Source organism: Streptomyces sp. HUAS 31, from assembly GCF_028198125.1.
GTDB classification, from domain to species: Bacteria; Actinomycetota; Actinomycetes; order Streptomycetales; family Streptomycetaceae; genus Streptomyces; species Streptomyces chartreusis.
In genome coordinates, this window is record NZ_CP116353.1 from 2,276,999 (window position 1) to 2,291,395 (window position 14,397).

The 14,397-nt window shown below is 70.2% G+C and carries 13 protein-coding genes; all 13 read right to left on the bottom strand.

Translation table 11 applies throughout. The annotated features are described in order from the left end of the window. Positions 1 to 19: 19 nt before the first annotated feature. The 13 genes from PGH47_RS10005 to PGH47_RS10065 all read right to left on the bottom strand — a co-directional run bounded on the left by PGH47_RS10005 (position 20) and on the right by PGH47_RS10065 (position 14,395). Entirely contained in the window at positions 20 to 814 is a 795-nt protein-coding gene (locus tag PGH47_RS10005) for a rhamnogalacturonan acetylesterase (RefSeq protein WP_271663121.1), read from the bottom strand. Between the two features lie 132 nt (positions 815 to 946). Further along, positions 947 to 2,296, bottom strand: a complete 1,350-nt coding sequence (locus tag PGH47_RS10010) for an ABC transporter substrate-binding protein (protein ID WP_271663122.1) — start codon at positions 2,294 to 2,296, stop codon at positions 947 to 949. A gap of 52 nt (positions 2,297 to 2,348) precedes the next feature. Beyond that, positions 2,349 to 3,434, bottom strand: a complete 1,086-nt coding sequence (locus PGH47_RS10015) for a pectate lyase family protein (RefSeq protein ID WP_271663123.1) — start codon at positions 3,432 to 3,434, stop codon at positions 2,349 to 2,351. A 42-nt stretch (positions 3,435 to 3,476) separates the two neighbouring features. Then, complete coding sequence (locus PGH47_RS10020; protein WP_271668017.1) at positions 3,477 to 4,973, bottom strand: glycoside hydrolase family 43 protein; 1,497 nt, start codon at positions 4,971 to 4,973, stop codon at positions 3,477 to 3,479. 8 nt (positions 4,974 to 4,981) lie between these two features. Then, positions 4,982 to 5,827: a PmoA family protein gene (locus PGH47_RS10025; RefSeq protein WP_271663124.1), complete on the bottom strand. Its 846-nt coding sequence runs from the start codon at positions 5,825 to 5,827 to the stop codon at positions 4,982 to 4,984. Continuing rightward, complete coding sequence (locus PGH47_RS10030; RefSeq protein WP_271663125.1) at positions 5,814 to 6,983, bottom strand: Gfo/Idh/MocA family protein; 1,170 nt, start codon at positions 6,981 to 6,983, stop codon at positions 5,814 to 5,816. Before PGH47_RS10030 ends, PGH47_RS10025 begins: the two co-directional genes overlap by 14 nt. Further along, positions 6,980 to 8,377 (bottom strand): pectate lyase family protein, encoded by a 1,398-nt coding sequence (locus tag PGH47_RS10035; RefSeq protein WP_271663126.1) that lies wholly within the window; start codon positions 8,375 to 8,377, stop codon positions 6,980 to 6,982. Before PGH47_RS10035 ends, PGH47_RS10030 begins: the two co-directional genes overlap by 4 nt. Next, complete coding sequence (locus PGH47_RS10040) at positions 8,374 to 9,270, bottom strand: carbohydrate ABC transporter permease (RefSeq protein ID WP_271663127.1); 897 nt, start codon at positions 9,268 to 9,270, stop codon at positions 8,374 to 8,376. Before PGH47_RS10040 ends, PGH47_RS10035 begins: the two co-directional genes overlap by 4 nt. Continuing rightward, the gene (locus PGH47_RS10045; RefSeq protein ID WP_107907234.1) at positions 9,267 to 10,202 is read right to left on the bottom strand and encodes a carbohydrate ABC transporter permease; all 936 of its coding nucleotides are present in this window, start codon (positions 10,200 to 10,202) and stop codon (positions 9,267 to 9,269) included. The genes PGH47_RS10040 and PGH47_RS10045 overlap by 4 nt, the downstream gene beginning before the upstream one ends. 105 nt (positions 10,203 to 10,307) lie before the next feature. Beyond that, positions 10,308 to 12,038, bottom strand: coding sequence for an L-arabinonate dehydratase (gene araD / locus PGH47_RS10050; RefSeq protein WP_271663128.1), 1,731 nt, complete (start codon positions 12,036 to 12,038; stop codon positions 10,308 to 10,310). Then, entirely contained in the window at positions 12,035 to 12,943 is a 909-nt protein-coding gene (locus PGH47_RS10055; protein WP_271663129.1) for a dihydrodipicolinate synthase family protein, read from the bottom strand. Before PGH47_RS10055 ends, araD begins: the two co-directional genes overlap by 4 nt. Then, the gene (locus PGH47_RS10060; protein WP_271663130.1) at positions 12,940 to 13,608 is read right to left on the bottom strand and encodes a GntR family transcriptional regulator; all 669 of its coding nucleotides are present in this window, start codon (positions 13,606 to 13,608) and stop codon (positions 12,940 to 12,942) included. The genes PGH47_RS10055 and PGH47_RS10060 overlap by 4 nt, the downstream gene beginning before the upstream one ends. A gap of 214 nt (positions 13,609 to 13,822) precedes the next feature. After that, complete coding sequence (locus PGH47_RS10065) at positions 13,823 to 14,395, bottom strand: DUF6368 family protein (RefSeq protein ID WP_271663131.1); 573 nt, start codon at positions 14,393 to 14,395, stop codon at positions 13,823 to 13,825. Positions 14,396 to 14,397 lie beyond the last annotated feature (2 nt).

Genomic DNA, 14,397 nt, shown 5'->3' on the forward strand with positions numbered 1-14,397 from the left:
CTCTTCCACGATCGGTGGGTTATGCGGTGGCCTGCGGCCAGGTGATCCAGGACTCCGGGATCTCGTCGTCCAGCCGGCGCACGTCCCGCGCGGCGAGCACACGGGTGCGCATCAGCTCCCGCGCGACGAGCCGCGCCACGGCGATCGCGCCCGGCGGGTTGAAGTGCGTGTTGTCCTGCTCGGTGGCGGTCCAGTTGAAGTACGTCTTCGTCCCCTCGACCCCGAGCTCCTGCCACAACGCGAGCGACAGCGCCTGGATGTCGAGCAGCGCCACGCGCTCCTCGCGGGCGAGCGCGCGCATCGCCGCCGGATAGTCGCCGTGGGTGGGCACGGAGTTGCCGCCCGCGTCGAACCGACGCCGCTCGACGGCGGTCGCCAGCACCGGCCGCGCACCCCGCGCACGGGCGCCGTCGACGTACAGCCGCAGGTGGTCCTGATACGTCGACCAGGGCTCGGTGTACCGGGTCGGATCGGTGTCCTTCTCGTCGTTGTGCGCGAACTGGATCAGCAGGAGATCACCGGGCCGAACGGCCCGGAGGATGACGTCGAGCCGCCCTTCGTCCACGAAGCTCTTCGAACTGCGCCCGTTCACGGCGTGATTGGAAACGGGCATCGGCTGGTGCAGAAAGAAGGGGAGCGCCATGCCCCAGCCGGTCTCGGGGGCGGCGTCGGCGTACTTCTGGGCGGCGGTGGAGTCACCGGCGATGTAGAGGGTGCGGTGGCGCTGACTTGCTTCGGCGGTACCCACGCCCGAGAGGGCGAGAGGAAGGGCGGCGAGGCCCGCGAGACTGATCTGTCTTCGGGTAAGCGACACAGCGGTGCCTTTCAGCAAGGTCGGGTTGCCCCCCCCAGGGGCGCGGGGCTGTATCGATTTGCGGCTCCGCCGCGTGGGCGCGACCAGCCACGAACAACCGGCAGCCGGCCACGCAGCGAAGGAACCGAGCTCTCAGCCGTTGCGTTCGTTCCACTCGGTCTGAGCCTCATTGAGCTGACCGGCCATGGTGTCCAGGAACTCCTTCGCCTTCATGTCCCCGTTCAGCAGCTTCTGGAAGTTCGGCTCGTTGTCGGCCTTGGAGATCGTGTTCCAGTCCGGCAGGTAGTAAGGCAGCTGCACGATCGTCGTGGACCCGTCCGTCAACGCCGCCGCAGCCAACTTCGTGGGCTCGGCCTCGGAGATCCACGCGTCCTTGGCCGCGTCGTTGTTCGCCGGCACCTGCCCCGCCGACTCGTTGAACTTCGAGCTCTCCGCGTGCGAGGAGGCGAACTCGATGAACTTCCAGGCGGCCTCCTTGTTCTTGGAGTTCTTGAACAACCCGACCCCGTCCACCGGGTTGGAGACCTGGACCCGCTTGCCGTCTTCGAGCGTGGGCTGCGGAATGCCGCGGAACTTCTCGGTCCCGAGCGCCTTCACATGGTCCTGGTACGACCCGAGGTTGTGGTTCAGCATTCCGATCGTGCCGGAATCCCACTGGGCGACCATCTTGGTGAAGTCGTTGTTGAGGTCGGCGGCCGGAGTGACCTTCTTGTACAGCGCGGCGTACTTCTCCAGCGCGGCCACGTTCTTCGGGTCGTTGACGGTCGTCTTCTCACCGGAGGCGTCCCAGAAGGACGTGATCCCCGACTGCCCGTACATGGCGTCCAGCGCCTGCGCGATCGAACCGGCACCACCGCGAATGGTGTAACCGAACTCGTTCTTGCCGGAGTCGGTCAGCTTCTCCGCCGCCGCGTAGAACTTCTCCCACGTGGTCGGCGCGTCCAGCCCGGCCTTCTCGAACAGGTCGGTGCGGTAGTACAGCACACCGTTGTTCGCGGAGGTCGGGATCGAGTACAGCTTGCCGTCGCCGCCGCCGGCGGCCGTGAGCGAGGTGACCATGTCCTTGTTGAGCTTGCCGCTCAGGGAGGACTTCGCGAGCCGGTCGTCCAGCGGCTCCAGCGCGTTCTGCGCGGCGAACCCGGCGAGCATCGCCGCGCCGACACCGCCGACGTCCGGAAGACCGCCGCCCTGGATGGCGGTGTCGACCTTGGACTGGTAGTCGGTGGACGGGATCCCGACGTACTCGACCTTGATGTCCGGGTTCGCCTTCTCGAAGTCGGCGATGATCTCCTTCCAGATGTCGGTGCGGACACCGCCGTTGTTGTCCCAGAAGACGATCTTTCCGGTGCCGCTGCCCTCGGCGCCCTTGTCGCCGCCCGCGCTGCTGCCGTCGTCACCGCAGGCGGTGGCGGTCAGAGCGAGGACGGACCCGAGGGCGACGGCCGTCGCGGCGCGCCTGCTTCTGCTGATGCTGATCTTCATTGGTCGGCTCTCTTCTTCTGGATCCAGCGGAGACATACAGGTGTGGGGGGAGTCAGTGGCGTGAGGTGACGGCGGGCCCGTGCGCGGGCACGCCGATGTTCTTCTGCGGTCCGGAGAACCGGGTCACCAGCGCCGGCACGGCGGCGGCCGGGTCGAGGCGGTAGTGGTAGAAGTCCCGCGGCTCGAAGGCGGCGCCCCACTCGTCGTGCCGGCCGGTGGTGTTCTTCAGGATCGACCCGCGCTGCACCAACTCCGCGGTGGCGTCGGCCTGGTAGGGGTGCTGGACGTCCTGGTAGTAGCTGTTCTCGATGACCATCTTCGTCCGGCCGCGCGACCAGTTGCCGTACGTCCACACCGGGTCGCCGGGGTCCACCTGCGCGGTGAGGTAGTTGTTGTAGAGGTGCGCGTAGGCGGCGTTGTCGACCGAGGGGTTGCGCTGCTTGGTGTGGGCGAAGAGGTTGTGGTCGATGGTGATCTGCGTCCTGACCTCGGTCGTCCAGCCGAGGCCGAAGGTCTTGTTGTTGTTCTCGAACCGGTTGTAGGAGACGGTCACGAACTCGCTGTCCTTGCGGACGTCGAGCTGGCCGTCGCAGATGTTCGAGAACCTGTTGTGGTCGACCCACACGTGGTGGGCGGTGTCCATCTGGATGCCGTCGAAGTCGGTGTCCTTGCAGTCCCAGTCGCCCTCGATCGCCGAGTCGCGGATCGTCATGTTGCGGATGATCACGTTGTGCGTGCCGGGGGCGAGATGGAACTCGCCCTGCACCAGTTCCCCGCTCGTGCCGACCCCGACGATCGTCTTGTCCGAGGCCACGGTGATGTTCGCGCCGAAGGGCTGCGCGGTGATGGCGCCCCGGACCCGGATGACGTACGGCTCGGGCGCCGCCGCGTACGCGGCCAGCGCGGCCTGGTCGGTGACGGTGACGACCTTGCCGCCCGCCCCGCCGGTGGTGCCGCCGGCGAGGGAGGCGAAGCCGTGCGCCCGGTCGGTCCAGCGCGGCGCGGCCGCCGAGGAGCCGTGCGGGTCGGCCTCGGCCTCCCCGATCGCCCCCAGCCCGAGGGCCGCGACGAGCCCCAGGACGGCGGCCGAGGTTCTGCCGGCGGCTCCCGGCAAGCGCTTGCTACGGAGGTGCGTCATTGCGGCTCCCAACAGGCTCGACTGGCCTACGAGTGCGGTGCGTTACAAGGCGCTGATCCTGAACTGAGTGAAGGTCGCCGCGCCGGCGTGTCCCTGGCCGGCCGGAGCGAGCGCGAACAGGCCGAGCAGGGCGCCGACCCAGCGCCAGGGCGTGGCGGCGAACACCGGCCCCGACGCGCGCGGGCCGTCCCCGACGTCGTAGAGGAACCGGCACCGTGCCCCGGCCCCGATCTCGATCCGCAGCCGCACCCGTCCCTCCGGTGCGAGCCTCGTGTGATCGGCGTCCCGCTCACGCTCCGCGACGGCCTCCGCGAACCGGTGCACGACATGCGCCGCTCCGTCCGTGCCGCGCTGGAGCCCGATCCAGCCGAACGCGTCGCCGAGCACCGTGAGCCCCGCCCGCGCCCCCGGCTCCCGGCTGTCCAGCCGCAGTTCGACCTCGACCGCCGACGGCGTGCCCGGCAGCCGCTGGGTGAGGACACTCGGGAGTCTGCGCAGGTCGTGCGCGTCGGCGGAGCGTACGCAGGCCAGTTTCAGTCCGTCACCGGAGTGCTGGGTGGCCCAGCCGTCCTGCGGGTTCGCGGTCCAGGACCACTGCCGTCCGAAGCGTCCGCCGGGGAAGTCGTCGTCGGTGGCGGGCGCGGCGGGCGGCTGCGGCGGCAGACCGGGCCTGCGGTGTACGGCGACGGGGGCGCCGTCGGCTCCGAGCACCGGCCACCCGTCGGGACCCCAGCGCATCGGCTGGAGGTGGACGACCCTGCCGTACGCGCCGCGCTGCTGGAAGTGCAGGAACCAGTCCTCGCCGGACGGGGTGCGCACCCAGCCGCCCTGGTGCGGCCCGTTGACGTCGGTGTCCTTCTGTTCGAGGACGATCCTCTCCTCGTACGGCCCGAAGAACCCGCGCGAGCGGAAGGCGCCCTGCCAGCCGGTCTCCACTCCCCCGGCGGGCGCCAGGATCCAGAACCAGCCGTCGTGCCTGTAGAGCTTGGGTCCTTCGAGGGTGAACCAGCCGGGGATCCGGTCGCCGTCGACGACGACCTTGCCGTCGTCGAGGAGTTCGGTGCCGTCGGGGTGCATCCGGTGACCGGTGAGCCGGTTCTTCACCCCGGACCGGGACTTGGCCCAGGCGTGCACCAGGTAGGCCTCGCCGGTGTCGTCGTCCCAGAGGGGGCAGGGGTCGATCAGGCCCTTGCCCGCCTTCACCAGGTGCGGGCGGGTCCAGGGGCCGCGGATCTCGGGGGCGTTGACCTGGAGGATGCCCTGGTCGGGGTCGCCCCAGAAGATCCAGAAGCGGTCGTCGTGGTGACGCAGGGAAGGGGCCCAGACTCCGCAGTCGTGGCGGGGCCCGGTGAACTCCCCGGCCGGCTCCAGGCGTTCCAGGGCGTGCCCGACCAGCGTCCAGTCGACCAGATCGCGGGAGTGCAGCAGGGGCAGGCCGGGAGCGCGGCCGAAGCTGGAGGCGGTGAGGTAGAAGTCGTCGCCGACGCGGACGACGTCCGGGTCGGACCAGTCGGCGTTCAGGACGGGGTTGGTGTACATCTCGGCGGTCACGGGCTCACCGCCTTGCGGACCAGGGACGCCGCTTCGAGCCGGCTGGTCCGGCCGTCGGCGACGACGGTGACGATCCGGCGTACGGCGGTCTCGCCCGGCGGGATCGGCAGGCGCTCGTCGACGGCCAGGGAGGAGCCGACGCCGGGGTACTCCTCGGCGCGCACGAACCACGGGTCGCGGCGGGTCCGTTCGGTGGCCCCGGCGAAGATCAGCGACCAGGTGGAGCCCACCAGGGCCACCCAGGGCGCCACGGTCCCGTGGATCTCGCTCTCGCCCTCGCGGTCGACGGTGAACACCTCCGGTGCCTGCGCCTCCTTGCGGGCCCGCCAGAAGAAGCCGCCGTACGCGGCGCCGGGGCGGCCGTTGGTGGCGGGGCTGCCGATGGACAGCGGCTCCGAGGTGACGTTGGTGAGGGAGAAGGTGAAGTCCAGCGCCCAGGCGGCGCGGGTGAGTTCGGTGGCGGCGACCGTACGGCGCTCGCGCAGCAGCTCGGCCCCGGCCGCCACCCAGCGCAGTTCCTCGACGAAGCCGTCGGGGTCGCGCAGCTGGAAGGCGGTGTGCCGCTGGGCGCCGTGGTTGTCGAGCTCGGTCGGGCCCCGGTCCCGGACGAAGGTGCGCCCGCCCCAGAAGTTGGACCCCTCGACGTCGGGTACGGCGACACCGACGCCGAGGTGGTGTATGTGGTCGGCGGGGCTGAGCTCGGTGACCGCCGTGCCGGCCAGGGTGGTGACGGGGTGCAGATACGGGCGCGGGGCGAGCCGGGCGGGCAGTTCGGGCCGGGTGACGTACCGGCCGACCGGTCGGCCCGCGACGCGCAGCACCGCGGTGTCAGGGGGAGTCATCAGTGCTCACCTCTTTCGTTCGCGCCGGGTCGGCCCAGGGGGCGCCCAGCTCGGAGTAGAGGGCGAGGGTGTCGGCGGCGGCCGCGACCAGGCCGTCGATGCCGGGCACGACTCGGCGCTGCTCGTCGGGGAGCAGGTGCCAGGCGCCGGCGGGCAGCGGGGCCGGGTCGGGGGCCAGTCGAATCGCTTCAACGACCTTCATGAAGGCGCCGGTCACCTCGGGCGTGACCAGCAGGTCGGTGCCGTCGATCAGGTGCTCGACGAGGTTCTCCAGCAGGTCGGTGCGGCCGTACTCGGACTCCTCGGGGCCGCGGTCCGCGCGCTGGAGCAGGACGCGGTCCTGCTTGTACCAGAAGGTGATCCGGCCGCGGTCGCCGTGGACGACGACGTACGGCTCGTCGGGGTCCTCGGCGCACAGCGTCGCGGCGACGACGACCGGGCGGTCCTGCGCGGTGCGGACGCGGACGCAGGAGGTGTCGTCGGACTCGATGTCGTTGGCGCGCAGCAGCTCGGTCTCGACGGCGGTGACGTCGTCGGCGCGCACGGTGCCGTTCAGGGCGAGTGCGGTGGCGACGGCGTGCGCGAGCGGGTTGGTGAGCGCCCCGTCGACGACGTCGACGCCGTTCAGCCTGCGCCTGCCCGCCCAGGGCGCACGTCGGTAGTACGACTCGGGGCGCGCCCAGGCGCCCGCTCCGCCGATGCCGGTGATCTCGCCGATCGCGCCCTCGGCCATCATCGTCCGGATCGCGGGCACGGCGTGCGAGCCGAGCGACTGGAAGCCGATCTGGCAGGCGACCCCGGTCTCCGCGATCCCGTCGGCCATGCGCCGGTACTCGGCGTACGACGGCGCGGGCGGCTTCTCCAGCAGCAGGTGCACGCCCTTGCGGGCGGCCGTCAGCGCCAGGTCGGCGTGGGTCGGGATCGGGGTGCAGATCACCGCGACGCGGGCGCCGGTGGAGTCGAGGAGGGCGCCGAAGTCGGCGGACTGCTCAGGCGAACCGAGGCCCTCGGGGAGCTCGTCGTCGCTCAGCGGGGTCAGCTCGCAGATCCCCGCCAGCCGCACGATGCCCTTGTCCTGGAGCCGGCGGATGTTGTCCAGGTGCCACCGGCCGTGGCCGCGCGCGCCCGCCAGGACGATGGGTACGGCACTGCTCATGGAAGCCTCCCTGCGCCCGCGCCACGGGCCACCGCTCGGTCGGCCTTCTCGGCGCTGTCGATCTTTGTGTGCAGGGTAGGTGTCCAGCCGACGTCGGCCGTGAGATCGCGCTCGCTGCCCGAGTTGTAGGCGTTGTAAATGGCGAGCAGGTCCACCGGATAGCCGTTGAAGCGGGTCCCCGACTGGTGCAGGGCGGTGCCGTTCCAGCTCTTGACCAGGTCGGCGACCTCTATGTGGCCGGGGGTGTGGAAGGCGTTGTTCTCGGCGTGGATCGCGGACTCGGTCGACACGCCGATGGAGTAGCGGTAGTCGTGGGCGTCGGCCGGGACGACGTAGCGGTTGTTGTAGAGGTGCACCTGTCCGAAGCGGACACGCGGGGCGCGCTGGACGACGGACTCGAACTCGTTGTGGTGCAGGGTGACCCGGAGCCTGCCGCGGTCGCCGGTGGCCGTGTCGCCGTTGCCGATCAGCATCGCCTTGTCGTGGTCGGCGAACCGGCTCCAGGAGACGGTGACCAGGTCGGAGGCGTTGGTGATGTCGAGCAGGCCGTCGTGGCGGAGGTAGTTGCGGCCGAAGTAGGTGGGCTCCACATGGTCCGGGTGGCCCTTGTCGCTCAGGGTCACATGGTCGATCCACACATGTGTGGCGCCGCGCAGCCAGATGTTGTCGTACGCCGTCTTCCAGTCGCCGAGGCCGCCTGTGTTGGGCTGCCACACAGGGAAGCAGTCGTAGGCGTCGCGCAGCTCCAGGTTGCGGACGATGACGTTGTCCGCGTCCTTCAGCTGGAGACTGGCGCCTTTCAGTACGGCGTTGTCGCCGAGTCCGACGATGGTGGTGTTGGAGCCGACGGCCATTTCGATCCGCTCGGCCTGCCGGGCGGCAGAGGCCTGGCGGGCCTCCTCCTGCGGGCCGCTGGGCTTGGCGGAGCCCCAGGTGCGGGGGTCGTAGGCGGCCAGGTACCTGCCGATGCCGTAGCCGTCGGTGGCGTAGTCGGCGCAGTCCAGGCGGTCGCCGTCGTCGTCGGTGTTGGCGTCGACGGTGCCGGCGATCCTGATGATCTTCGGCGTCGCGCTGCCGCCGTCCAGGGCACGGACGAGCTCAGCGCGGTCGCGCACGGTGAAGACATGGGCGTCGTCGGCGGTGGAACCCCCCGTGGTACCACCGCCGTCCGCCGCCCAGCCGTCGTTCGGGGCGAGGGTGTCGCGGCTGATGTCGTGCAGCGGGTCGGGCGCGGCAGCGCCCTTCAGGGGCGCGGGGAACTGCGCGACCAGCCACGACGGCGTCTCAGTCGACCGCAGACCCGTCGCGGCACTTCCGGCGGAGCCATTGGCATGGGCGGGGACGCACAGCAGTCCCAACATGGCGGTCAGGGCGCCGATGTGACGGAGTCTCATCCCTTCACCGCCCCCGCGCTGAAGCCCGTGATCAGCCACTTCTGGATGAAGGCGAACACGATCACCACCGGCACGGCCGCGATGATGCCGCCCGCGGCGAGCGCGCCCAGGTCCACGCTGTCGGCGCCCATCAGGGTGTTGAGGCCGACCGGGATGGTCTGCTTCTCCTGGTTGTTGAGGAACATCAGGGCGAACAGGAAGTGGTTCCAGGAGTGCACGAAGGCGAAGGAGCCGACGGCTATCAGACCGGGCCGCAGCAGGGGCAGGACGACGATCCTGAAGGCCGTCATCCGGTTGCAGCCGTCGACCCAGGCCGCCTCCTCCAGGGAGTACGGCACGTTCTTGATGAAGTTGCTGATCAGGATCATCGACAACGGCAGTTGGAACACCGTCTCGGCGATGATGACGCTGCCCAGCGAGTTGATCATCTGCAGTTCGGCGAAGATCTCGAACAGCGGCACCAGGAGCAGCGCGCCCGGCACGAACTGCGAGCACAGCAGCCCGAGCATGAAGGCCCGCTTGATCCTGAAGTTGAAGCGCGCGAGGGCGTAGCCGCCGGCCAGGGCGACGAGGGTCGTCATCAGCAGGGTGACGACGCCGACCAGCACGCTGTTCTGGAAGTACGTCCCGAAGCTGCGCTCAGTCCAGACCTTCTCGAAGTGGTCGAAGGTCACCGGCCAGGGCACGAGCGAGGTCGAGCCGGCCGGGCGCAGCGAGAACAGCAGGATCCAGTAGAAGGGGATGAGGGTGAAGAGCAGATAGATCCCCAGCGGGAGGTAGATCTGCCAGCGCGGGACCTCGTCCCAGTTGCGGTGCCGCTTCGCCGGACGCGGCGGCTCGGGAGTGGCGCGCGTCGGCGCGGGCGCGGCCTTGGTGGCTTCCTTCACGCTCACTTGTCCTCACCTCCGAACTTGCTCAGCCGCAGATAGACCACCGAGCAGAAGAGGAGGATCACGAACGCGACCGTGGTCAGGGCGGACGCGTAGCCGAAGTTGTGGGCGTCGACGCTGGTGTTGGCGATGTACAGCGGAAGGGTCGTGGTGACTCCCGCGGGGCCGCCGCCGGTCAGCGTGTAGAGCAGGTCGACGTTGTTGAACTCCCACACCGCGCGCAGCAGCGTGGACAGGACGATCGCGTCCTTCAGATGGGGCAGCGTGATGTGCCAGAACTGCTTGATCCGGCTGGCCCCGTCGACCTCGGCGGCCTCGTACAGGTCCTTCGAGACGGACTGGAGGTCGGCGAGGATGAGGATCGCGAAGAACGGGACGCCGCGCCACAGGTCGGCGACGATCGCCGCCGGGAACACGGTGGAGGTGTCCGACAGCCAGCTGGTGCCGTAGGAGCCGATCCCGGCGTCGGCGAGGTAACGGGTGATGCCGGTCTGGGAGTTGTAGAGCAGCACCCAGATCGCCGAGGTGAGCACGCCGGATACGGCCCACGGGGAGAACACGAGCGCACGGCCGAGCGCACGCCCCACGAAGGTCTGGTTGACGATCAGCGCGAGCGCGAGCCCGAACAGCAACTGGAGTCCGACCTCGACGAACACCCACTTGGCGCTGAAGACCAGCGTGTCCCAGAACAGCGGGTCCTCGGTGAATGCGTGGACGAAGTTGTCGAGGCCCGCGAAGCCGTTCCGCCAGGGCTTGGTGGGGTTGTACTCCTGAAGGCTGTAGTAGAAGACGCTGATGACCGGGTAGGCGATGAAGCCCAGCATGAGCAGGGCGGCCGGGGCGATCAGCAGATACGGGAGCCTGCGCGGCGTGGCGGAGGCACGGCGTCGCCGGGGTGGCGTGGGCGGTTTCGCCACGGCTGCGGCTTGGGCCATGACTGTTCTCCGTTCTGGTACGTCGTGCGGGTGTGCGTACGTCGTTCGGGAAGCGCTTTCTCAATGTGCAGGGCTGTGCAGGGCTGTGCGAGGTCGTGCCGCCGGTCAGCCGGCGTAGGGGTCCGCGACCTTGCCCGGACGGGCCAGGAACTCGAAGTCGCAGCCGGTGTCGGCCTGGGTGATCTGTTCGTTGTAGAGCGCGCCGTAGCCCCGCTCGTAACGCGTGGGCGGCGGTGTCCAGTCCGCCCTGCGCCGCTCCAGCTCCGCGTCGTCCACGTGGAGATGGAGGGTGCGTTCCTCGACGTCCAGGGTGATGAGGTCCCCGGCGCGGACCAGGGCGAGCGGCCCCCCGACGTACGACTCGGGCGCGACGTGCAGCGCGCACGCGCCGTAACTCGTACCGCTCATCCGGGCGTCGGAGATCCGCACCATGTCCCGCACGCCCTGCTTGAGCAGGTGGTCGGGGATCGGCAGCATGCCGTACTCGGGCATGCCGGGACCGCCCTTGGGCCCCGCGTTGCGCAGCACGAGCACGCTGTCGGCGGTGATGCCGAGGGACGGGTCGTCGATGGTCCGCTGCATGACCTTGTAGTCGTCGAAGACCACGGCGGGACCGGTGTGCTTGAGCAGCTGCCGCTCGGCGGAGATGTGCTTGATGACGGCGCCGTCCGGGCAGAGGTTGCCGCGCAGCACGGCCACTCCGCCCTCGTCGGCGACCGGGTTCTCGCGCGTGCGGATCACGTCGTCGTCGTGGACGACGGCGCCCTCAAGCTGCTCGCGCAGGGTGCCGGCGACGGTCGGCCGGTCCAGGTGCAGCAGGTCGGTGATCCGCGAGAGGAAGGCGGGCAGGCCGCCGGCGAAGTAGAAGTCCTCCATGAGGTACGTCTGTCCGCCGGGCCGCACGTTCGCCAGCACCGGCACGGTGCGTGCGATGCGGTCGAAGTCGTCGAGGGTGAGCTCGATGTGGGCGCGGCCGGCCATCGCGATCAGGTGGATCACGGCGTTGGTGGAGCCGCCCAGCCCGAGCACCGTGGTGACGGCGTCCTCGAACGCCTCGCGGGTGAGGATCTCGGACGGCTTGAGCCCGCTCCAGGCGAGCTCCACGGCCCGGCGCCCGGAGGCGGCGGCCATCCGCTCGTGCCCGGAGTCGACGGCCGGGATCGAGGAGGCGCCCGGCAGCGTCATGCCGAGGGCCTCCGCCGCCGCGGTCATGGTGGAGGCGGTCCCCATGGTCATGCAGTGACCGGGGGAACGCGCCAACCCGCCCTGGAGCTCCCGCAGTTCGCAGTCGGTGAGGTTGCCCGCGCGGTGCTCGTCCCAGTACTTCCACATGTCGGTGCCGGACCCGAGGGTCTCGCCGCGCCAGTGCCCCGGGAGCATCGGCCCGGCGGGGACGAAGATCGACGGCACATCGGCCGAGGCCGCGCCCATGAGCAGCGCCGGTGTCGACTTGTCGCAGCCTCCGAGCAGCACCGCGGCGTCGATCGGATACGACCGCAGCAGCTCCTCGGTCTCCATCGCGAGCAGGTTGCGATAGAGCATCGGGGTCGGCTTCTGGTACGTCTCCGAGAGCGTGGCGACCGGGAACTCGAGCGGGAAGCCCCCGGCCTGCCACACTCCCCGCTTGACCGCCTCGGCGCGCTCGCGCAGATGGACGTGGCAGGGGTTGATGTCGGACCAGGTGTTGAGGACGGCGATCACCGGACGGCCCCGGTACTCCTCCGCCTCGTATCCCAGCTGGCGCATACGGGCGTTGTGCGACCAGGTGCGCAGCTGGCCCTCGGTGCCGTACCACTGATGGCTTCTGAGTTCCTCGGGCCGCCTTGCCTCGCTCATAGGGACCACCCGGCGGCTATCTCGGCGACCTCGGCTCGCTCGTCCTCGGGGAGTTCCCGGCTGGGCGGGCGGACGTCGCGGCGGCACAGGCCGAGGGAGGCGAGGGCCTCCTTGACGACGGTGACGTTGTTGGCGGAGCCGTTCGCGGCGCGCAGCTCCTCGAAGCGGCGGATCTGCTCCCAGACCTTCATCGCGGCCGGGTAGTCCCCGGCCCGGAGCGCTTCGATCATGTTCAGCGAGACGGACGGGGCGACGTTCACGAGACCCGAGGTGAAGCCGGTGGCGCCCGCGGAGAAGTACGAGGGTGCGTACGGCTCGGCGAGGCCGGCGACCCACACGAAGCGGTCGCGGCCCGCGTCCCGTGCAAAGGCGGCGAACCTGGCGGCGTCCGGGACGGCGTACTTCACGCCGATGACGTTCGGGCAGGCGGCGCCGAGTTCGGCGAGGCGGGCGCCGGTCAGCTGGGCGTTGCGGATGTACGGGACGACGCCGAGCCCGGGCACGGCCTCGGCGATCGCACGGTGGTAGTCGACCCAGCCGCTCTGGGAGACGTAGGGGTGGACGGGCTGGTGGACCATCACCATCTGGGCGCCGAGTTCACGGGCGTGCCGTGCGGAGGCGACGGCGGTGGGCACGTCGTGGCCCACGCCGACGAGGATCGCGGCCCGGTCGCCGACCTCGTCGACGGTCAACTCGGTGACGAGGCGGCGCTCTTCGGGGCTGAGGGTGTAGAACTCGCCGGTGTTGCCGTTGGGGGTGAGGGTGGTGACGCCCCCGTCGAGCAGACGACGCAGCAGGGCCCGGTGGGCGTCCTGGTCCACGCGGCCGTCCTCGGCGAACGGGGTCACCGGGATCGCCACCACGTCGGCCAGGGCCGTCCGCTGAGACTCGAACGTCGTTGTCATGCCGGACCGTCCTCTCCCTGGGCCTCGACTCCCGCGTCCGGGAAGGCCCGTTGCACGAACGACGCGATGTGGGCGTGCAGGGCGCGCCCGGCGCCGTCCGCGTCCCCTTCGAGCCCCAGCCGCAGGATCTCCCGGTGCTCGCCCGCCTCGCGCTCCCAGGAGGGGGAGGCGGCCCAGGCGACGGCGGAGACGAGGGCGGCCTGGTCCCGCACCTCGTCGAGCATCCGGCCGAGCAGCGGGTTGCCGCACGGCAGGTACAGGGCGCGGTGGAACTCCCGGTTGGCGAGGGAGCGTTCGGCGGTGTCGGTGGCAGCGTCGGCGCGGGTCAGCGCGTCGCGGGCGGCGTCGAGGGAGGCTCCGCGCCGGACGGCCCGCTTGAGCGCCTCGGGCTCAAGGAGCAGCCGTACGTCGTAGACCTCGCGCGCCATGTCCGCGTCCACCATGCGCACCGTGACGCCCTTGTACTGGCTCATCACGACCAGCCCGGTCCCGGCCAGCGTCTTGAGCGCCTCGCGCACCGGGGTCTTGGACACCCCGAACTGCGCGGCGAGCTCGGTCTCCACCAGGGCCTGACCCGGCGTCAACTGCCCGGTGAGGATGCGGCGTTTGATCTCCTCCAGCACGAACTGCGTGCGGGAGGGGATCGGCGTGGGCACAGAGGTCATGCGCGCCTCTCGGATCTTCGCGGGATCGGATCTCGCGTATGGGATCTCACGTATCGCGTCTCATATATGACGTACGAAGTACGACGCGATGAAGGTAGGAGGGGCAGCATGATTCGTCAACGCTTCTGACAAAGGAAGTTGGGGAAGGGGCGGGGGTGTTGGGGTGGGCCGATGGGCTCGGGGCCGGGGATGCGCAGGTCAGAAGCTCGTCGGGCTACGGCAGGCGGAACTGCGGATGGCGCAGCCAGGCCGCGAGAAACTCGGCGTCACCGATGTGCCGCATCCATCGCCCGCCGCCGCCCGTGTCGTACGAGACCTCCGTGATCGCACCCGGGAGGGAGGCCACCAGGGTCCTGGCACGGTCGAGGTCGGCGGAGTCCCGGGACTCGTCGCCTGCGAACGGATAGGCGAGCAGACCGTCGAAATCGATCGGCGTGTTCCAGCGGCGGGCGAGTGCGAGCGCCAGGTGGCCCACCAGGACATGGTTGACCGGTCCCGAGCTGTACGCGCCCAGGACCAGCCCCTGCGTCGGCGGGGACGGGAACGCCGAGTAGTCCTCGTCGTCCGACGGGAGGCAGTCGTCCTCGGTCAGGAAGAACTTCCCGGCACCCCCGGCGTCGATCCGCGGTCCGAGCACCGCCGCATCACGCACCCGGAATTCCACGCTCCCGTCGGCCTGCACATCGACCGGCGCGCAGAATGTCTCCAGCCACGGAAGCACGCCGGACACGATCTCCCGCGTGCTCCGGCGTTCTCCGAACAGCCACAGCCCCACCGCCGGCCCCATCA